Source organism: Acidobacteriota bacterium, from assembly GCA_039028635.1.
Classification (GTDB): Bacteria; Acidobacteriota; Thermoanaerobaculia; order Multivoradales; family JBCCEF01; genus JBCCEF01.
Genome location: JBCCHV010000062.1, coordinates 21145 through 39452 on the forward strand (window position 1 = coordinate 21145; position 18308 = coordinate 39452).

General features: G+C 67.5%; 20 protein-coding genes. 7 read left to right on the top strand and 13 right to left on the bottom strand.

Going from position 1 to position 18308, the window contains the following annotated elements; genetic code table 11:
- The first annotated feature begins 116 nt into the window (after positions 1–116).
- Positions 117–701: an EF-hand domain-containing protein gene (locus AAF604_20545; protein MEM7052070.1), complete on the top strand. Its 585-nt coding sequence runs from the start codon at positions 117–119 to the stop codon at positions 699–701.
- Between the two features lie 166 nt (positions 702–867).
- On the opposite strand, the gene AAF604_20550 is transcribed toward AAF604_20545, so the two are convergent.
- The 8 genes from AAF604_20550 to AAF604_20585 all read right to left on the bottom strand — a co-directional run bounded on the left by AAF604_20550 (position 868) and on the right by AAF604_20585 (position 7296).
- Positions 868–1110, bottom strand: coding sequence for a hypothetical protein (locus tag AAF604_20550; GenBank protein ID MEM7052071.1), 243 nt, complete (start codon positions 1108–1110; stop codon positions 868–870).
- Positions 1111–1119: 9 nt separating this feature from the next.
- Positions 1120–1731 (bottom strand): RNA polymerase sigma factor, encoded by a 612-nt coding sequence (locus tag AAF604_20555; protein MEM7052072.1) that lies wholly within the window; start codon positions 1729–1731, stop codon positions 1120–1122.
- Positions 1732–1790: 59 nt separating this feature from the next.
- Positions 1791–2342: a peroxidase-related enzyme gene (locus AAF604_20560; GenBank protein ID MEM7052073.1), complete on the bottom strand. Its 552-nt coding sequence runs from the start codon at positions 2340–2342 to the stop codon at positions 1791–1793.
- A gap of 143 nt (positions 2343–2485) precedes the next feature.
- Positions 2486–3034 carry a gamma-glutamylcyclotransferase family protein gene (locus AAF604_20565; GenBank protein MEM7052074.1) on the bottom strand — a complete coding sequence of 183 codons (549 nt, stop codon included), beginning with the start codon at positions 3032–3034 and terminating at the stop codon, positions 2486–2488.
- 25 nt (positions 3035–3059) lie between these two features.
- Positions 3060–3776 carry an MBL fold metallo-hydrolase gene (locus tag AAF604_20570; GenBank protein MEM7052075.1) on the bottom strand — a complete coding sequence of 239 codons (717 nt, stop codon included), beginning with the start codon at positions 3774–3776 and terminating at the stop codon, positions 3060–3062.
- 23 nt (positions 3777–3799) lie between these two features.
- Positions 3800–5230, bottom strand: coding sequence for a M28 family peptidase (locus AAF604_20575; protein MEM7052076.1), 1431 nt, complete (start codon positions 5228–5230; stop codon positions 3800–3802).
- Positions 5231–5408: 178 nt separating this feature from the next.
- Positions 5409–6407 (bottom strand): MBL fold metallo-hydrolase, encoded by a 999-nt coding sequence (locus AAF604_20580; protein MEM7052077.1) that lies wholly within the window; start codon positions 6405–6407, stop codon positions 5409–5411.
- Entirely contained in the window at positions 6397–7296 is a 900-nt protein-coding gene (locus AAF604_20585; protein MEM7052078.1) for an MBL fold metallo-hydrolase, read from the bottom strand. The genes AAF604_20580 and AAF604_20585 overlap by 11 nt, the downstream gene beginning before the upstream one ends.
- An 82-nt stretch (positions 7297–7378) precedes the next feature.
- On the opposite strand from AAF604_20585, the gene AAF604_20590 reads away from it, so the two are divergent.
- From AAF604_20590 to AAF604_20600, 3 genes are all read left to right on the top strand, one after another.
- A complete protein-coding gene (locus AAF604_20590) occupies positions 7379–7813 on the top strand; it encodes a hypothetical protein (protein MEM7052079.1) in 435 nt (144 codons plus the stop codon).
- Positions 7814–7869: 56 nt separating this feature from the next.
- Entirely contained in the window at positions 7870–8562 is a 693-nt protein-coding gene (mtgA, locus tag AAF604_20595) for a monofunctional biosynthetic peptidoglycan transglycosylase (GenBank protein ID MEM7052080.1), read from the top strand.
- A gap of 61 nt (positions 8563–8623) precedes the next feature.
- Positions 8624–9049, top strand: coding sequence for a rhodanese-like domain-containing protein (locus AAF604_20600; protein MEM7052081.1), 426 nt, complete (start codon positions 8624–8626; stop codon positions 9047–9049).
- Here AAF604_20600 and AAF604_20605 read toward each other — a convergent pair.
- Complete coding sequence (locus AAF604_20605; protein MEM7052082.1) at positions 9036–10079, bottom strand: 2-oxoacid:ferredoxin oxidoreductase subunit beta; 1044 nt, start codon at positions 10077–10079, stop codon at positions 9036–9038. The two genes, AAF604_20600 and AAF604_20605, sit on opposite strands and share 14 nt — an antisense overlap.
- Positions 10069–11952: a 2-oxoacid:acceptor oxidoreductase subunit alpha gene (locus AAF604_20610; GenBank protein ID MEM7052083.1), complete on the bottom strand. Its 1884-nt coding sequence runs from the start codon at positions 11950–11952 to the stop codon at positions 10069–10071. Before AAF604_20610 ends, AAF604_20605 begins: the two co-directional genes overlap by 11 nt.
- A gap of 284 nt (positions 11953–12236) precedes the next feature.
- On the opposite strand from AAF604_20610, the gene AAF604_20615 reads away from it, so the two are divergent.
- Positions 12237–14243 (top strand): SpoIIE family protein phosphatase, encoded by a 2007-nt coding sequence (locus AAF604_20615; protein MEM7052084.1) that lies wholly within the window; start codon positions 12237–12239, stop codon positions 14241–14243.
- On the opposite strand, the gene AAF604_20620 is transcribed toward AAF604_20615, so the two are convergent.
- Genes AAF604_20620 through AAF604_20630 form a run of 3 tightly spaced genes read right to left on the bottom strand, consistent with a single transcriptional unit; the run spans position 14210 to position 17128 of the window.
- Positions 14210–14887, bottom strand: coding sequence for a lytic transglycosylase domain-containing protein (locus AAF604_20620; protein ID MEM7052085.1), 678 nt, complete (start codon positions 14885–14887; stop codon positions 14210–14212). The two genes, AAF604_20615 and AAF604_20620, sit on opposite strands and share 34 nt — an antisense overlap.
- A gap of 31 nt (positions 14888–14918) precedes the next feature.
- On the bottom strand, positions 14919–15869 hold the full coding sequence (locus tag AAF604_20625; GenBank protein MEM7052086.1) for a site-specific tyrosine recombinase: 951 nt from the start codon (positions 15867–15869) through the stop codon (positions 14919–14921).
- Positions 15870–15880: 11 nt separating this feature from the next.
- Entirely contained in the window at positions 15881–17128 is a 1248-nt protein-coding gene (locus AAF604_20630) for a 2-isopropylmalate synthase (protein ID MEM7052087.1), read from the bottom strand.
- Positions 17129–17266: 138 nt separating this feature from the next.
- Between AAF604_20630 and AAF604_20635 the strand changes: the two genes are divergently transcribed.
- Both AAF604_20635 and AAF604_20640 read left to right on the top strand, forming a co-directional pair.
- The gene (locus tag AAF604_20635) at positions 17267–17617 is read left to right on the top strand and encodes a hypothetical protein (GenBank protein MEM7052088.1); all 351 of its coding nucleotides are present in this window, start codon (positions 17267–17269) and stop codon (positions 17615–17617) included.
- Positions 17618–17732: 115 nt separating this feature from the next.
- On the top strand, positions 17733–18092 hold the full coding sequence (locus AAF604_20640) for a DoxX family protein (GenBank protein ID MEM7052089.1): 360 nt from the start codon (positions 17733–17735) through the stop codon (positions 18090–18092).
- Positions 18093–18308 lie beyond the last annotated feature (216 nt).

The window sequence follows — 18308 nt, forward strand, 5'->3', positions numbered from 1 at the left end:
TTCCCGAGGCCGTCGCCAGTCGACCTAAGACATTGATAAGAATAGCCTTATTGAATTCACCTCGAGTGGCATAGGGCTTGCCCTACTCCATGGCATCACCAACCGTGGAGAACCCCATGACGAGAACTCTCCTCCTCAGCCTGACCTGCTTCGCGTTCATCACCTTCCCCTCGATCGCCCAACCGGAGGCATCACCCCGAGGTCAGCGACCCGACCTCACCCAACTCGACCAAGACGGCGACGGCCTGCTCTCCGCTTACGAGTTTCGCGGCCCCGAGGGCGCCTTCGAGCACCTCGACGCCGACCAGGACGGCTTTCTTTCGGCAGATGAGCTGCGGCGTCGCCCGCCCAGCTTCGACCATCTCGACGCCGACGGCGACGGCCTCCTGTCGAGGGACGAGTTTCGCGGCTCGCCGCAAGCCTTCGAGGGTCTCGACCAGGATGGCGATGATCTCCTCAGCCGGGCCGAGCTCGGCAACCGATCTCGCGGCGGCTTCCTGGCCCGCCACGACGGCGATGGCGATCGCCATGTGACGCGCGAGGAGTTCGACGGGCCGGCTGAGCAGTTCGATCGCCTCGACCGGGACGGCGACGGCGTCGTCGCCGGCTCCGAGATCCCGCGCCGCCGCGGCCCGCGGGGCGGCCGGCGGGGAGCACCGCGTGGTCAGCGCGGGACCGGCGGCGCGAGCCCGAGCTCGTAAACGACGGACGACAACGGAACACCTCCCGTGACGGGAGCGACGATCGCCTCCGGCCCGGTCTCCTCTGGGCCGGGGGCACTTTTTCTTTGGATTTCGATTCGATGGCGGAGGGCCACCACACCGCCAGGAAGGTCGGGTCGCCGACCGACGTTTTCAGCGCGACGAATCAAGCCTCGGCGAGGGTTTGGAGCGCCTTCAGCAACAGCTCGTACTCTTCCCCACACTCGCCACAGATCTCGAGGTGGCTCTTCACCGTCACCAGGGCCTCCGGCACGCCCAGGCCCGCCAGCTCCCGTTCGGCCAGCTCGCTGACCTGCTGCCAGCACTGCCCGCAGTCGGGCTCGTTCTCCGCGGTATCGCAGATCGACCGAATCAGGTCTTCGACTTGGCTCGCGGTCAAGGTGGTCATGGCGATCTCCTAGAAATCGAAGGCGTGGCGGATGGTGTCTTCCGAGATCCCGGCTTCGAGGAGACCTCGCTTCAGGCTCTTGCGGGCGTCATGGGCCAACTTGTAGACGGCGTTGCGCTTCACCCCCGGCAGGCGTCGCGCGATCTCGCTCTGCTCCAACCCTTCGAGCTTGGCGCGCAACACGGTGCGCTGCTTGGCGGTGAGGCGATCGTCGATCACCCGCTGCAGAACCTGGAGGACTTTACTGCGATCGAGGTCGCCATCGGACGACTCGCTCCCCTCCTCCGCCGGGAGCCGGAGCTCTCGATCCTCCACCAGGGACTCGAAGGAGAGATCACGGGTGCGCCGGCGGCGCAGCTCGCCCATCGCCTGTCGCACCGCGATCGCCACCGCCCAGGTGGTGAATCGACTGCGCCCCTGAAAGGTCTCCAGACTGCCCAGGACCTTCATCGACGCCTCCTGGACGACATCCTCGATGAAGGCCTCGCGCTGCGACAGGCGACGCCCGAGGGCACCGTCGAGGCCGCGGCGCAGGATCTTGCGGAGGTCGAGCAGGGCCGCGTCCTGGGAGCTGCCAGGGGAGGCAAGGTGATCGATCCAGCTGGCGTCGTCGCGCTCCATGGAGAGAACATCATGCCACCTTCGGGAGCGCCCGTGGGGCGCTCCCGAAGGTCGAGCCCTCAGGCAGTGGCCGCCGCGAGGGGCGGCGCCACCGGGAAGTCGACCGCCGGATCGGCGACGTGGTTGAAGTAGTTGGTAAACAGATTCAAGGCGACGTTGGCGACGATCTCGAGCACCTCACCGTCGCTGAAGCCGGCGGCCCGCAGGCCGTCGACTTCGCCGTCGGTCACCCGGCCGCGATTCTCGACCAGCAGACGCGCGAAGCTCAGCGCCGCCTGTTCGCGGCTGCCCTCGGCCTGCGCTCGCCGGCCGGCGAGGATCTGGTCCTGGGACAGGCCGGCGCCCTTGCCGATGGTCGAGTGGGCGGCGAGGCAGTAGTCGCAGTTGTTGGCCTCGGCGACGGTCAGGGCGATGAGCTCGCGCAGCTTGGCGTCGAGGGCGCCCTCACCGAGGGCACCACTGAAACCGAGGTAGGCCTGAGCCACCGCCGGAGCCTGGGCCATGGTGCCCAGAATGTTGGGCACGCCGCCCATCTTGGCCTTCACCTGATCGAGGATCTGACGGGCTTCGGCGGAGGCGGTCTCGGGCTGAATGGGGTTGATGCGGCTCATGGTTTCGATCTCCTTGTCACGACCCCGGAGGGTCACATCCCAGTAGGTTTGATTTCGTTTTTGTCGGCGACATCGCCTGTGATGCCGCTCGCGGGCCTGTTCATTGCCCGTCATGGAGTGGGATGCGACGAGGCGCGAGAGTCTTACCCCTGCGAGATCATTTTCTTGATTTTTTCTTCCGGCCAGCCGGCGGCAGCCAAGATCTCGCGGCCGCGGCGGCAGCGCTCGGCATCGCGATCCGGTTGCGCCGGGACGGCCGCCAGGCGGTGCACGTAGGGCCGCGGCAAAGCGTGCTCGAGGGCCCCCGCCAGCACCAGATCGCGATACCAGACGAAGGGCGAAAGGGCGGGCTCGAGATGGGACCGTTGCGCCTCATAGAGGAAGGTCCGACTCACCGCTCCGGACGTGTCCTCGACCTGGACCTCGGCTCGCCGGTAGCCCTTGCCCAGCCCTTCGGCATGATCGAGAGCCGGGAAATCGCTGGCGGCCATCTCGAAAACCACCCCCCAAAGGCGATCCGGACCGCGGCCGGTGGCCTGCGGCCGGGCCTTACCCGAAGCATCGCTCCAGCTTCGCTTGTCGAAGCGCAGGCGATAGCCGCTCAGGAAAGCCCGGCCGAGGGGACGCGCCGAGGCCACCCGGCGCTGCAGCCGCAAGCTCAGCATGTTGGAGCCGTAGGCGAAGTAGAGCAAAGAAGCGGACCGCCTCGGCCGCGAATCAGCGCCCCATCAAGCGGCGCCAGTCGTCGAGGCTGGCAATGCGCAGGTAGTGGTTCTGCTCGAGCTCGTCGGCGATGGTCGACGTCGGGGTGGGGCCATAGTGATGGCCCGGGAACAGCACCGTGCTCGGCGGTAGCTTGGCGAGCTTGCCGGTCAGCGTGTGGTACATGGCGTCGGGATCGCCGCCGGGCAGGTCCACCCGGCCGCAGCCCTGAACGAACAGGGTGTCGCCGGCGACCAGGCGATCGCCGATCAGGAAGCACTGACTGCCGGGCGTATGACCGGGGGTGTGGAGAAAGCGCAGCTCGAAGTCGCCCAACGCCAGGGTGTCGCCATCGTCCACCTGGCGCAGATCCGAGGCCGAGACGTCGGTCACCCGGCGCAGGCCGTCGGCCTCGTGCTTGTTGACGTAGATCGGAACGGCGTGGGATTCGAGCAACGTCGCCAGCCCCTCGATGGATAGGCCGAAGAGATCGCCGCCGACATGGTCCGGGTGGTAGTGAGTCACCAAGGCCCCGGTGATCGAGTAACCGTCCGCCTCCGCCAAGCGGATCAGCCCGGCGACGTCCCAAGCGGGATCGACCACCACCGCCTCACGTTTCCCCGGATCACCGATCAGGTACATGAAGTTGCGCATCTGACCGGCGGCCGGATGGGCCGTCGCCACCTGCTGCCCGGCGAGGAGCTGGCGAAAGTAGAGCTGCGGCTGATTCACGGCAGGGTTCTCCGTCGCGACCGCTACTGGACCGCGGCGCTCCAGGCGTTGAGATCACCGCTCTCGAAGCCATCCGCGAAAATCGCTGCCTGGCGAGCGTTGGTCTTGGTCGCCAGCAGAGCGGTGTAGGCCTTGATCACCTCGGCGGCCTGGTCGGAATTGTTGTTGGCCGCCACGTCGGTGGTCTCGTGGTAATCCGGGTACTGCGACCAATCGTTCGAGTAGATGGCGATCGCCGGCAGGTTGCGGTTGAGGTAAGGCACGTGATCGGAGCAACAGGTGAAGGTGCTCGTCACCACCCGCAGGTTGGCGTAATCGTCGGCCGCGTCCATGAAGTCCGCCGGGAGGTTCCCGGAGGCCGTGCGTGACCCCAGCAAGACGTCGAAGTCGCTGTCCGGCGAGTAGCTGATCATGTCCATGTTGAACATGCCCTGAACCTTGCTCGCATCACCGGCCTGAACGATGCCCTCGGCGTGGGCGGCGCTGCCGAAGAGCCCCTGCTCCTCACCGGCGTAGCACATGAAGATCACCGTCTCCTCGGGCCGATGCTTGGTGAAGATGCGGGCCATCTCGAGGACGCCGGAGCAGCCGCTGCCGTTGTCCTCGGCACCCGGCGCCGGCGTCACCGTGTCCGAGATGCTCGCCGAGCGGGCGTCGTAGTGCGCCCCGACGATCCACCACTCGTCCGGCCGCTCGCTGCCCGGCAGGGTGGCGATGACGTTCTCCACCGCCGTCGAGTCGACCTCGAAGGTCGGCGTCGTGACGATCAGCCCCGGCAGGGCGCCGAACTGCGCTGCCAGCCAATCCCGTGCCTGATCGATCGCCGGCGCGTGGGTGTGGCGATGAAAACCGGAGAGGACGTTGTTGGTGTTCTGCCAACGCTGGCCATCGACTTCATCGACCACCACCTGGACGGCTGGATCGACGGCACGGCGCGCTGGGCGATGCATGTTGGCGGCCTGCCGCACCAGCACCATGTTGGGCGCGAAGGGCTCGAGGGCCGCACCGACGGAGGTCGGCCCCGGCGAGCCCTCGGAGGCCGAGTGGAGGGCATGCCAAGGGGTCTTGCGATCAACCCCGTCCCCCATCTCGATGACCGCGAATCGGCCACCGCGAACCAGCGCCCGCACCCCGGGAAGGCCGAAGTCCTTGTCGTGGGCCCGGCGCAGCCGGTACAGCTGATCGGCCTGAACCCGGCGGTGGATCTGCAGCAGGCGGCCGGTGGCGGAGGCCTCGGCGGTCAGCCCCTCTCCACCGCACAGCAGCAGCTCGTCATCCGCCTCGACCCACCAGTCGGTATGCGGCAGAGCCTGCAGCTGCGCCAGCTTGACCGGCCCGACCTGGTGGATGTCGACGACGGCACAGGTGAGCTCTTGAGCGACCGCCGGCGCGACGAAGACGGCGGCGGCAATGGAGAGGGCGGCGAATCGGGTGAGCACTCGGAGCGGGAGCATGGAACGCCTCCTGGCAGGTCGATCGAATGAGAGAAAGCTTGAAAAAACCGAGGCCCCTGCAAAGCGCCAATCTACCACGGCGCCCACAGGACAAAGGATTTTCGACCATCGCCCCGGCGCGGGATTCTCGCCCCGCGGGGCGACACCTGGTGACGGTTGCCGGCCGGGGTGTAGAGCCTCAGAGGGGGAATTCCAGGCCGTCGCTCGCCACTTCGAAGCCGCGCGACCGAATCTCTTCGGCAGCCGGCGAGCCCGGCTCGAGGGCCGGATTCGAGTGATTGAGGTGGGTGAACAGGATGCGGGGCCGAGAGCGGCCAGCGAAGCGCTCCATCGAGTCGACGATCAGGGGATGACCGATCTCGCTGACCTCGCGGCCGGGCAGCTCCGCCGCCGAATAGAAGGTGCCGTCGAGCAGTGCCACATCGACCTCCGCCAGCCACTCCTCGATCGCCACCGGCCAGCGCCCCCAGGGCTCCGTATCCGGAATGTAGAGCAGGCTGCGTTGGGGCCCACGCAGAATCCAGGCGACGGTGTCCGAGTACTCGTCGCGATGGGGCACGATCCGCGGCTCGGCGGTGACGCCGTCGCCGAGGTCGATGGGCTCCCCCGGCAGGCTCTCCACCAGCTTCAGATTGCCCAGGCGAACGAGCTGCTCCCAAGGACCATGCTGCGACAGGAACTCGCCGAGAGCCGCGGTGCAGTAGACCGGCAAGTCGCGCGTGTGCACCGCTTCGAAGCCGAAAAAAGCCAGGCCCAGGTAGTGACCGATGTGGGCATGGGTCAAGAGCACGCCGTCGACGGGATCGCGATCGACCCGGTCCGGCGGATCGTCGCGCACGTCCATCAGGGCGTCGAGCTGCTGGCGAAGATCCGGCGTCGCATCCACCAGCATGACCCGGTCACTGGCAGGCAGCACCAATGCCAGCGAGGCGATGTGGCGCGCGAAGGCCGGCTCCGAGCGAGCCCGGTCACAGCGGTCGCAGCCACAGGCGGCATGCGGCAAGCCGCCATCCTGGGCCGTCCCCAACACCCGCACGTAGGGCCCCTTGGGCGCCTCCGATTCGACCGTCGGCACCGACCGCGCGGTCATCTCGTCACCGCCCGCGGGCCCCGCCTGCGGACCACAGGCCGCCAGAACGAGTGCCGTGAGAGCACCGAGACCGGCCTCACGGAGCATCCAGGGTCTCGTAAACCAGGCTCAGGAAGAGATCGACCGACAGCGGTCCCTGCCCCCAGGTCGGGTCGAGGTCGGCGGTCGGACGGGCGGCGATGATCTGCTCGAGGCTCTCGCCGGCCGCCCTCCGGGCCGCCACCCGGTGACGCACCGTGCGCAGCATGTCGCGGTACTTCACCAGATCCGGTCGCTTGGCGAGGGGGCCGTGGCCGGGAATGATCCGGGTCGCCCCGTCGCTGAGCTCGAGGAGGCGCTCGACGGCGGCGATCAAGCCATCGATGGTGCCGCCGTTCCAGACATCGAGGAAGGGATAGAAGCCGTTGAAAAAGAGGTCGCCGGCATGGAGCACGTTGGCCTGGCGAAAGTGCACCACGGCGTCGCCATCGGTATGGGCGTCGGCGACGTGGAAAACGTGGATCTCGTCGTCATTGAGGTGGAATGTGATGTCGCGGGTAAAGGTCACCACCGGCAGACCTGCGCGCGAATAGGGCGGGTAGTCGCGATCGAAGCCCTTGACGAACTGGGTGGTGGTGAGGCGACGGCGAGCGTTCTCGTGAGCCACGATCACCGCCCCTTCGCCACCGAGGATCTCGTTGCCGCCGGTGTGATCGTGGTGCCAATGGGTGTTGAGCACGAAGCGCACCGGAGCCGCCGAGAGCTCGCCCAGGGCGGCCTTGATCTTCTCCGCCAGGGGGGCGAACTGATCGTCGATCACCAGCACGCCGTCGACACCGTAGGAGACCCCGATATTGCCACCGGCCCCCTCCAGCATGGCGATGCCGTCGCTCACCGGCACGGTGCGGATCGCGACCTGATCGAAGCCCTGGGCCGAAACCGCCGTCGTCGCCCCGCCAGCGATCAACAGCACCCCACCCACCAGTAAACGCCACATCCTTTGCGCTCCCTTTCGAGATTGTCGAACGCCGCCGATGGTAGCAGAGAGGGAGCCCCTCGGATGGTAGGCTGTCGCTCCCATGGCTGGCGAGAAAACCCCACCTATCCAGGACTTTTTCGACGATCTCGAGCGCCGCCGCGGCGACCGCCGGGAAAGCCTGCAGCGGGCCGTCAGTGAACGCCGTCGGAACTGGAATCAGTTCGCCGAAGCGCGCGACCAGGTACTGTTGCCGGCCCTCGGTCGGATCGCCCGGGAGCTCGAGCGGCGCGGCCACCAACCGAAGGTCAGCAGCGATGATCGTGGTGTCACCTTGACGGTCGCGGTCCACGACTTCGATGCCCGGGTGGGCAGCCTGCGCTTCCGCCTCCTCGACGATCCGGCGACCCAGGTGCGGGTCGACCTCGAGGGCGTCGCCCTGCCCCAGACCCGCTACCGCATCGAGCTCGAAGAGCTCAGCCGCAAGCTGGTCACTCGCTTGGCGCTGCACTTCACCGGCGCCCTGCTCACCGCCTGAGCACTTCCGGCACCATGGCCCGCCGCCGCAAGAAGCGCCGTCGCCGGAGGAGAAGCTTGCGGCGACGCCTGCTCCTCGGTCTCCTGGTGCTCTTCGCCGTCACCGCTCTCTGGCAAGCGGTGACCTGGCCTCAAGTGGCGAAGCTCGCCAGCGAAGACCCCGACTCCACCGCCTTCATCGAGCGCTATCGGCGGTCATCCGACGCCGAGGATCGGCCCCTCGCCTGGCGGCCGGTGCCCTACGGCGCCATCTCGCCCCATCTCAAGCGCGCCGTCCTGGTGGCCGAAGACATCGAGTTCTTCAGCCACAACGGCTTCGCGACGGGCGAGATCCGCGCCGCCCTCGGTCAGGCTTGGCGCGAGAAGCGGCCGCCACGCGGTGCCTCGACCCTGAGCCAACAACTGGTCAAGAATCTCTGGCTGTCGCCGAGTCGCAATCCCCTCAGGAAGCTCAAGGAGGCCGCCTTGACGGTGCAGCTCGAGCGCCACCTCGGCAAGCGGAGAATCCTCGAGCTCTACCTCAACGTCGCCGAGATGGGGCCCGGCCTCTATGGCGCCGAAGCCGCCTCGCGGCACTACTTCGGGACCTCCGCCAGCGCCCTCTCGGAGCACCAGGCGGCGCAGCTCGCGGCCACCCTGTCGCGTCCCTCGAGCTGGAATCCGAGCCGCAACAGCTCCGGCTACACGCGTCGCGTCGCCCTCATTTCCCGACGAATGGCCAAGGCGAAGTTCCTGTGGCGCCAAATCTGAGGATGCCAGATCGGAGGATGCCAGAACGGATGGTGGCTAATCCGACGGAGTCGCCCAGCCGATGACGAGAAAGACCGGCGGTCTCGAAGTCCCTGCCTTCGACCCCGACCTCCACCGGGCGCCGACGGAAGTCTTTCGACGCTTCGCCGCCGGCGCACCTCCTCGGGTGATCGAGCTGGTCTCCCGGACTGGCGAACCGGCCGGCACGACCCTGGTGTCAGCCCAGCCGGTGAGCACGGAGGAACTTGCCGCCGGAGATGCGCCGTTGATTCCTTGGCAATCCGATGAGCTTCTGCTGATCGACGAGTCCGGCGAGGACGCCGAGGCCTGGGCACGGCGCCTGCGGGCGCGCGGCTTCCAGCAGGTGTACGCCCTCTACGGCGGTCTCGGCCTCTACCGCTTCGCCCTCGATCCCGCGGTGGTGGGAGAAGAACGCTACCTCCGCCCGCGTCGGCCTGACCGCCCGGGGGCTGCTAACCGCGACTGATCGACTGGTCCTCGTTCACCGTCCAGAGGTCGCCACCGCGAATAGCGGCACCGAGATCCCCGGGGCCTTTCTTGGCCACCTCTTCGGCGATCTGGTCATTGACCCCGACTTCATAGCTCGGCCGATCGACCGCCCGCAGCACGCCGAGGGGGGTCGGGAAATCCGGTGGCAGCATCTGGGAAGCGACATAGGCCAAGGTGGGGTCGGTTTCATCCCAGACCAGGCAATCGTCGGCGGACAGGCCGTCGCCCAGGGAGATGACTTCGGGACGAGTGCCCACCAGACGGATGCCACGATCCTTCTCGGCGCCGAAGACCAACGGCTCGCCATGCTCGAGGTAGAGACCCTGCTCTTCCCGGGACCCCTTGTCGGTCAAGTAGACGAAGGCCTTGTCGTTGAAAATGTTGCAGTTCTGATAGATCTCGATGAAGGCCGACCCCTGGTGCTCGTGAGCCCGCTGGAGCACGCTCTTCAGGTGCGGCATGAAGATGTCGACGCTGCGCGCCACGAAGGTGGCCCCCGCCCCGAGGGTGAGGGCGAGCGGGTTGAAGGGATTGTCGACCGAGCCCACCGGCGTCGAGGCAGTGCGCTTGCCGGCCTCGCTGGTGGGCGAATACTGCCCCTTGGTGAGACCGTAGATGCGGTTGTTGAACATCAGGATCTTCAGGCCGACATTGCGCCGGAGGGCGTGAATCAGGTGATTGCCGCCGATCGACATGGCGTCACCGTCGCCGGTCGCCACCCACACCTCGAGCTCCGGCCGGCTCATCTTGAGGCCCGAAGCCACCGCCGGCGCACGACCGTGAATGGTGTGGAAGCCGAAGGTGTTCATGTAGTACGGAAAGCGACTCGAGCAGCCGATTCCCGACACCACGACGAAGTTCTCCTTGGCGATGCCGAGCTGCGGGAAAACCGACTGGACGGCGCGCAGGATGGCGTAGTCGCCACAGCCCGGACACCAGCGGACCTCCTGATCGCTCTGGAAATCCTTGAGCTTGAGCTTGGGCGCCGCGACCGCCTCAGTGGACATGGTCTTCCTCCAAGGTCTTCCGGATGCTGTCGAGAATCTCGTAGCGGTAGAAGGGTTTTCCCTGCACCTTGCTGAGGGTCTTGATGTCCTTGAGGTAGCGCGCCCGCAACAGCAGGGCGAGCTGCCCGGAGTTCATCTCCGGCAGCAGCACCCGCCGGAAGCGCCCCAGGACATCGCCGAGATTGCCCGGAAAGGGATGGATGTGGCGCAGATGAGCCCGGCTGACCGGCAGACCCTCGGCTCGCGCCTGTTGCACCGCACCGGTGATCGCACCGGCGGTACTCCCCCATCCCAAGACCAGCAGCTCGCCGCCTTCGGGATCTCCGTGCACCTCGACGTCCGGAATGATCTCCACCAAACGCTCCACCTTCTCCGCTCGCAGCTCGGTCATCCGAGCATGGTTTTCTGGATCGTACGAGACGTTTCCCGTTTCGGCCTCTTTTTCGAGGCCGCCGATGCGATGCTCGAGACCGGCGGTCCCGGGCACCGCCCAAGGACGCGCCAGGGTCGCGGCATCGCGCTGGTAGGGAACATAGGTCTCCGGGTCGCGGTGCATCTCGACCGTCAGGTCCGGCAGATCCTCCACCTCCGGCACTCGCCAGGGCTCCGAACCATTGCCGATGTAGCCGTCCGACAGCAGCATCACCGGCCCCATCACGCGCAGCGCGAACTGACAGGCCTCGAGGGCGGCATCGAAGCAGTCTTTGGGCGAGGCGGCGGCGATCACCGGCATCGGTGATTCACCGTTGCGGCCGAAGAGGGCCTGCAGGAGGTCCGACTGCTCGGTCTTGGTGGGTAGGCCGGTGGAGGGACCACCGCGCTGGATGTTGACCACCACCAGCGGCAGCTCGACCATCACCGCCAGTCCCATCGCCTCCCCCTTGAGGGCGATGCCGGGGCCGCTCGACGCGGTGATCGCCAGCGAGCCGCCGAAGGCGGAGCCGATGGCGGCGCAAATGGCGGCGATCTCGTCCTCCGCCTGGAAGGTGGTGACGCCGAACTCCTTGAAGCGCGCCAGCTCGTGCAGCAGACCGCTCGCCGGGGTGATCGGATAGGCGCCGAGGAAGAGGGGTAGTCCGCTGCGCTGCGAGGCCGCCACCATGCCGAGGGCGAGAGCCGAGTTGCCCAGAATGTTGCGGTAGGTGCCGGGCTCGAGGGTCGCCGGCGCCACCTCGTAGCGGGTCTGAAAGATCTCCGTCGTCTCGGCGTAATTGAAGCCCGCCTTGAGCACTTTGGCGTTGGCCGCGGCAATCTCCGGCTTCTTGCCGAACTTGTGCTGAAACCACTCGAGGGTGCTGTCGAGGGGACGGCTGAACAGCCAGTACACCATGCCGAGGGCAAAGACGTTCTTGCAGCGATCCTTGCTCTTGGTGTCGAGCTCCGTTTCCTCGAGGGTGCGGCGGGTCAGGGTGGTGAGAGCCGCCTCGTGGAGGCGATAGTCGGCCAGACTGCCGTCCTCGAGGGGGTTCGACTCGTAGCCCGCCTTCTTCAGATTGCGAGGGCTGAACTCGTCCGAGTTGACGATCACCACCCCGTTTTCTTTGAGGTCTCCCAGATCTTTCTTGAGGGCCGCCGGATTCATCGCCACCAGCACATCCGGGGCATCGCCGGGGGTGTGGATGTCGTGATCCGCAATGCGCACCTGAAACGCCGAGACGCCCGGCAGCGTGCCGGCCGGGGCTCGAATCTCCGCCGGGAAGTCGGGCAGCGTCGACAGATCGTTGCCGAGCAAGGCGGAGGTGTTGGTGAACTGCGTTCCCGTGAGCTGCATCCCGTCTCCGGAATCGCCCGAAAAGCGGATCACGACATCGTGAAACCGCTCCCGTTCGATCGCCTCGGAGAGCTTCTCGGGGGGCGCTTGGGTGATCGTCATGGAAGATCCTCTCGTGCTCGTTGCCCCGATACCGGCATCGCGGGCGCTCGGGGAAGGCATTGCCGCTGCCAGGCGCCGCAGGTGAGATCATGGTCGACGAGGCGAGTCCCTAGCGCACCCACCGGACGTCGCAGACGCCACCCTTCGCGAATCGTCCGCGCTAAGATTTCGGCGACCTCGAGTGGGCGCACCGCGGAGCGATAGACAATTCTATGAAAGATCGCGACACCCACCAACCGGCAGACGCGGCGAAACAGCGCCGCCCCCCATCCGTAGAGAAGGCCGTGGGGTCTCTCTCCTTTCTCCGCCAGGGCGGACTGCGCTGGCTGGTGGTGGCCTGCGTCGTGACGGTGGTGGTCGCCTTCCTCGGCATCCCGATCCTGAGCGCCGCCCTCCAGCTCGTTCTGCTGGCGGGCCTGGTTCTGCTGTTGATCTGGGCCGGCTGGCGGCTCTATCACCGCGCCCTGTGGACCGTCGGACGACGCCTCGCCTTCTCCTACTTCCTCACCGGCCTGGTGCCGATTCCGCTACTGGTTCTGCTTCTCGGAGCGGTGGGCTACCTGCTGAGCGGCTTCCTCCTCGGCCACCTCTACCACGATGCGGTCCTGGGGGCGGAGCAACAGCTGCGCGGCGCCGCCGCCCATCGCCTGGCGGAGGCCCGCCAGGGTCGCGAGCCGAGCCAGGCCGATGCCGGCAATTTGACCTACACCTTCTACCTCGATGGCCGGCGCTTCGCCGGCGACGAGCGGCTGCCGGAACGCTGGCCGGCGTGGGCCGATGACGAGACGGCGGAAGAGCGCTTCATCTCCCTGGAAGGTCAACCGACGCTGGCGGCGGCGGTGCGCTCGGGTCGCTCCGGCGTCATCGCCACCTGGCAGCGCGACCTCGAAGCGGAGCTCAGCCAGCGCGCCGACGTCTGGGTCGTGCTCCATCCCCCGATCGACGAAGAGGACGAGGATCGCGGCCTTCAGCTCACCATCGGCACGACCTCTTTCTCGTTCCAGCGGCCGCAGCAGGAGAGCCTCGAAGAAGCCCGCCAGTTCTTCCGCCGCCGCTCGCCCCGCGGCACCGACTCCACCAACCCGTCGCTGTGGGATCGTCCGCTGCTGCTGTGGGCCGAAAAGGTCGGCCCGCTCTACGACGCCGCCAGCGGCGACGAGCTCGCCCCCTCCTTCGCGGTCACTTTGCGGGGAACGCCACGCACCGTTCACAGCAAGCTCTTCTCCACCACCGCCGAGCTCGACGCCAGCCTGTGGATGGCGCTCTTCGTCTTCGCCTTTCTGCTCTTCGACGTCTACGTCGTCGCCGCCATCGTCGCCGCCTTCATGATCTTCACCCTCAGCCAGGCCGTCGGTCGCCTCAGCCGCGCCACCGGAGCGGTGCGCCAGGGCGACTTCTCGGTGCGCATACCGGTCAAACGCAACGACCAGGTGGGCGAGCTCCAGCGCTCCTTCAACGCCATGACCGAGCATCTCGAAGAGCTGGTCACCACCGCCACCGAAAAGGAGCTCCTCGAGAAGGAGCTCGAGATCGCCCGTCAACTCCAGCAGAGCTTGCTGCCTCGCGATCTGCCGGAAGCCGAGAGCATCGAGTTCTCCACCCTCTTCGCCCCCAGCGCCGCCATCGGAGGCGACTACTTCGACGTCCTGTCCCTCGGCGAAGGGCGCCTGGCGGTGGTGGTGGCGGATGTCTCCGGTCACGGCCTTCCGACCGGCTTGAGGATGGCGATGATCAAGGCCGCCCTCACCATCCTGGCGTCCGAGGGCAAAGCGCCGACGGAGATCTTCGAGCGCCTCGACGCCCTGGTGCGGGAGGATCGCCGGGTCTTCGTCACCGCCACCATCGCGGTCATCGACCTCGAGCAGCGCCAGGTAGAGATCACCAATGCCGGCCACCCGCCGACCTACCGCATCCGCGGCTTCGAAGTCGACGAGATCGCGCTGCCCGGCTCTCCCCTCGGGGGGCTCGGCCGCAAGTACGGCTTCCAGCGCCTGACCCTGCGGCCGGGGGACGTGTTGGTCTGGCTTTCGGACGGCCTGATCGAAGCCGTCGATGGCGATGGCCGACCCTTCGGCTACGGCGCCGTCGCCCGCGCCCTGCGGGAGAGTCCACCACACTCCGCCACCCTGGTGCGGGATCGCCTGCTGGCAGCGGTCGAAGAGCACACCGGCGGTCGCCCGGTGGGCGACGACCGCACCGTGGTGGTGATGCGCTTTCGCGAGGGCGTCCCGGCCCCGGCGAGCTCGGAGGACGAGCCTCAGCCCTCCGAAGACAAGCCCAAGAAGCGGTAAATACGCCGAATGTAGTTGCGGGTCTCGCGGTACGGCGGCACCCCGCCGTAGCGATCGACGGTGCCCTCGCCGGCGTTGTAGGCCGCCAGGGCGAGTCGCAGGTCGCCGGAGAAGCGCTCCAAGAGCCAGCCGAGGTAGCGTGAGCCGGCCTCGAGATTGCGGCTCGGCTCGAACAGCTGATCCGGTCGCAGGCCGAAACGCCGGCCGGTCGCCGGCATGAGCTGCATCAACCCCCGGGCGCCCTTGTGAGAGACGGCGCGGGCATCGAAGGCGGACTCGGCCCGCACCACCGCCGCCACCAGCTCCGGATCGAGCTCGTGGCGCTGGGCGGCGGCATAGATCTCCTCACCGTAGGGCGTCGCCGGCACCGGCGCATCCTGCGAGAAGGTCCAGTCCGGCTCCGCCGGCGGCGCCGGTTCGGGCTCCTCCGGCAAGATCACGACCTCGTCGTCGACCACCCGGTCGACCCGTTCGAGGGGCACCGTCATACTGCCGCCGCCGACCAGCTCGACGTGCAGCCGGTTGCCGTGGGCCTCGAAGGCGGCCACCTTGAGGTAGCCGCCGTCGGTGAACACCACCAGCTCGCCCGACAGCGGCAGGGCGACCAACAGGCCCAACCCGACGATCCACCCAAAGCGCTTCATCGCCCGAGATACGGGCCCCGGCGGGCCGACGTCACGCCCGCGGATGAAATTCATCGTAGAGGCTCTTCAGTCGGGCCTGGTGAATGTGGGTGTAAATCTCGGTGGTCGAGATGTCGCTGTGGCCGAGCATCGCCTGCACCGCCCGCAGGTCGGCACCGTGCTCGAGTAGATGGGTGGCGAAGCTGTGGCGCAAGACGTGGGGCGAGACTTCCGGCAGGCCGACCCGTCGGGCGTAGCCCTTGAGGACCTTCCAACAGCCCTGGCGAGTGAGCGGATCTCCCAAGCGGTTGACCAGCACCCGGCCATGGCGGCCGCGCGCCAGGGCCGGCCGGCCAACCCGCAGATAGCGACCGAGCCAACCCTCGGCGACCTCGCCGACGGGCACCACGCGCTCCTTCGAGCCCTTGCCGAAGACCACCAGAAAGCCAGCCTCGAGGCGGCCGCGGGGGTCCGGCCGGAGCTGCGCCAGGCCGAGCCCGACCAGCTCGCTCACCCGCAGCCCGGTGGCATAGAGCAGCTCGATCATGGTGCGGTCGCGCAAGCCCAGCGGCGTGTCCGGGTCGGGAGCCGCCAGCAGGCGCTCGATCTCGCCGGCACTGAGCACCTTGGGCAGGCGCTGCAGCAAGCGCGGCGCCACCAGGTGGGTGGAAGGGTCGTCGTGGCGCTCTCCCACCAACACCAGATGACCGAAGAAGCCGCGCAGGGACGACAGGGCGCGGCGGATGCTGGGCGCCGCGAGGCCACGCCGGCGCAGCCCGCGCAAATGCTCGGCGAGGGCCTCCGGTGAGGCGGCGAGGAGATCCTGGCCGCGGTCGGCGAGATCGCGGCCGGCGCGCTCGAGGTCGCGGCGATAGGCGGCGACGGTGTGATCGGAGAGGCCGCGCTCGACGGTCAGTCCCTCGGTCCAGGCATCGACCAGCCGCCGCCAGAGGGCGGCCTCGGAGCTGGAATCGGCGCCGGAGATGGAATCGGCGGCGGTCATGCGGGCGCGGGTCAGCCGACCTGGGCGCCGCAGGAGCGGCAGATGTCGAGCAGCTCTTGCTCTTCGAGCACCCGCGTCGCCTCCTTGGCGGCGCGCAGAATCTGTCCCACCAGCTCACTCTCGGCCGCGATGCCGCGCTCTTCGAGCCAGTAGACGATGTTCGACTCGCCGCACATGGGTCCGATCTCGATGCGCTGGCGACGCCCGATCATGGCCGCCGGGACTCCCGAATAGATGCGATCCGCCAGCCAGTCATCGCCTTTCGCCCGCGCCTTGATGATGGCCGCCGCGTGGACGCCGGTGCCGGTGCGAAAGGCGTCTTTGCCGAAGATCGGATAGTTGTCCGGCAAGGGCACGCCGGTGGCTTCCGAAACCCGCCGGCAGTAGGCCGGCAGCTTGCTGAGGTCGCGGTCGATCCAGCCGAGTAGCTGCATGTTGACCAGCAGTTGGTCGATCGGCGTGTTGCCGACGCGCTCGCCGATGCCGATGGCGGTGCCGTGCAGACGATCGGCCCCGGCCGCCGCCGCCGTCAGAGCGTTGATCACCGACAGCCCACGGTCCTTGTGACCGTGCCAATCGACCTTGACCTGCTCGCCGCTGCGGTCCGCCAGATCGCGGATGAAGCGCACCAGGTGGCCGGTCCCGGAGGGCGTCGCATGGCCGACCGTGTCGGCGATGCAGAGCCGCCGGGCACCGGCTTCGATAGCCACCGTGTAGAGGCGACGCAGGTCGTCCGGATGGGCCCGGGTGGTGTCCTCGGTGACGAACATCACCGGCAGCCCTTCACCGGTGGCGTACTCCACCGCCTCCTGGGTGAGCTTCAGCATGCGATCGATCTTCCAGGTCTCGGCATACTGACGAATCGGGCTCGACCCGATGAAGCAAGCGACCTCGATGGCAATCCCGGTGGATTGACTGACCTCGACGATCGGCTCGAGGTCGGCGCGCAGGGTCCGAGCCGCACAGTTCGGTGAGATGGGCAGCTTCTGGTCGACGATCTCCCGCGCCAGGCGCGTGACGTCGCGAACCACGTGGGGGCCGGCACCGGGCAGACCGATATTGGCGCCCTCGATCCCGAGTTCCGCGATGTAGTGCAGGATCTCGAGCTTCTCGTCGATCGTCGGAGTCAGAACCGAAGGCGACTGCAGGCCATCGCGCAAGGTCTCGTCGTCGAGCTCGAGGCGCGGTCGCGCCGGCTCGAGGTCGCCTTGTCCGAGGCGGTTCCAGTCGTAGATCAGATCGGACTCTCGCAGCGTCATGGGCCTCTCCCGGTCAGTTCCCCACGATTATAGAACCGCCGCCTTGCCGATGCCCGCAGGCTGCTAGGATCGAGCGCCATGAGCGGCCACCAAGAGCGGCTGCAATCCAATCCGCGACATTCGGTCCAGGAGGTATCCGTGAGAATTCTCGTAGCCCTGTTGATCCTCGCCCTGTTCACCTTCGGCTGCCGCAGCGGCGGCACCACCGACAGCGACGAGGCGCCGGCCAATGTCTCCAACCAGGCGGTTCGCCCGGACCCGGAACCCGCCAAGGAGACGCCCCAGTCTCCGCCGATCCTGGACGCGGAGGAGTGGATCATGGACGACTCCATCGCCACTCCGCCGGAGCTCGCCAAATTCGAGATTCTGGCCAAGGTGAAAAAGAACGACGTCACCTACATCATCTACGAGAAGGAAGGACGCAAGGTCCAGCGCCGCATCCGCGGCCTTGGATCGATGATCGCCGTCGACGAACAGGACGTTCCCTGACGCGCTTGATCGCTCCTACGCCGCCGTACCGCCAGTCGCGGGCCGAGCTTCGGGAAGGTGGCCCTCGCAGCTCAGGGCCAGGGTCGGCCATCGACCGCAGCGGAGCCCCTTGAGCATGCGTCTCTTGTACTGGATTTCGACAGCGCTGGTGGTGCTTTTTCTGCTCGCCAGCGCTCTCACCTATTTTTTCCACCGCGCCACCATCGAGGGCGTTCGAGAGCTTGGTTTCCCGGACTTCTTCCGCCTTCAGCTCGCCGTCCTCAAGCTGGTCGCGGTGGTCGTGCTCCTGCTGCCGATCGTGCCGCTGGTCGCCAAGGACTGGGCCTACGCCGGCACCGCCCTGTTCCTGCTCACCGCGATCGTCGCCCACACGGCACACCGCGACCCGATCACCCTTTCCCTCGTCTCGGTGGTGATGTTTGCCCTGCTGGTGGCGTCGCGGATTTCGCTCCATCGCCTGCTAGCAGGCTGCTGAAAAAGCCGCGTGGCGGCTTCTTCAGCGCCTGCTGTTTATTTCAGGGGGGCTAAAAGGCGCCCCCCTCAGGCGCGCGCGCATGTCGCGCGCCTTCACCCCCGTCCTCGGCGCCTTCGGCGCCGCCTCGCCCGCTGGGCTCGGGGTCCCACGCGGGCCGGAAGCCTTCGGACTCGGACTTTTTCAGCAGCCTGCTGTTTATCTCAGGGGGGCTAAAAG

What these genes read in the sequence shown, in the direction of transcription:
- AAF604_20545 (MEM7052070.1), top strand. Translation starts at nt 117, where the DNA reads ATGACGAGAACTCTCCTCCTCAGCCTGACCTGCTTCGCGTTCATCACC.
- AAF604_20550 (MEM7052071.1), bottom strand. Translation starts at nt 1,110, where the DNA reads ATGACCACCTTGACCGCGAGCCAAGTCGAAGACCTGATTCGGTCGATC.
- AAF604_20555 (MEM7052072.1), bottom strand. Translation starts at nt 1,731, where the DNA reads ATGGAGCGCGACGACGCCAGCTGGATCGATCACCTTGCCTCCCCTGGC.
- AAF604_20560 (MEM7052073.1), bottom strand. Translation starts at nt 2,342, where the DNA reads ATGAGCCGCATCAACCCCATTCAGCCCGAGACCGCCTCCGCCGAAGCC.
- AAF604_20575 (MEM7052076.1), bottom strand. Translation starts at nt 5,230, where the DNA reads ATGCTCCCGCTCCGAGTGCTCACCCGATTCGCCGCCCTCTCCATTGCC.
- AAF604_20580 (MEM7052077.1), bottom strand. Translation starts at nt 6,407, where the DNA reads ATGCTCCGTGAGGCCGGTCTCGGTGCTCTCACGGCACTCGTTCTGGCG.
- AAF604_20585 (MEM7052078.1), bottom strand. Translation starts at nt 7,296, where the DNA reads ATGTGGCGTTTACTGGTGGGTGGGGTGCTGTTGATCGCTGGCGGGGCG.
- AAF604_20590 (MEM7052079.1), top strand. Translation starts at nt 7,379, where the DNA reads ATGGCTGGCGAGAAAACCCCACCTATCCAGGACTTTTTCGACGATCTC.
- AAF604_20600 (MEM7052081.1), top strand. Translation starts at nt 8,624, where the DNA reads ATGACGAGAAAGACCGGCGGTCTCGAAGTCCCTGCCTTCGACCCCGAC.
- AAF604_20605 (MEM7052082.1), bottom strand. Translation starts at nt 10,079, where the DNA reads ATGTCCACTGAGGCGGTCGCGGCGCCCAAGCTCAAGCTCAAGGATTTC.
- AAF604_20610 (MEM7052083.1), bottom strand. Translation starts at nt 11,952, where the DNA reads ATGACGATCACCCAAGCGCCCCCCGAGAAGCTCTCCGAGGCGATCGAA.
- AAF604_20620 (MEM7052085.1), bottom strand. Translation starts at nt 14,887, where the DNA reads ATGAAGCGCTTTGGGTGGATCGTCGGGTTGGGCCTGTTGGTCGCCCTG.
- AAF604_20625 (MEM7052086.1), bottom strand. Translation starts at nt 15,869, where the DNA reads ATGACCGCCGCCGATTCCATCTCCGGCGCCGATTCCAGCTCCGAGGCC.
- AAF604_20630 (MEM7052087.1), bottom strand. Translation starts at nt 17,128, where the DNA reads ATGACGCTGCGAGAGTCCGATCTGATCTACGACTGGAACCGCCTCGGA.
- AAF604_20640 (MEM7052089.1), top strand. Translation starts at nt 17,733, where the DNA reads ATGCGTCTCTTGTACTGGATTTCGACAGCGCTGGTGGTGCTTTTTCTG.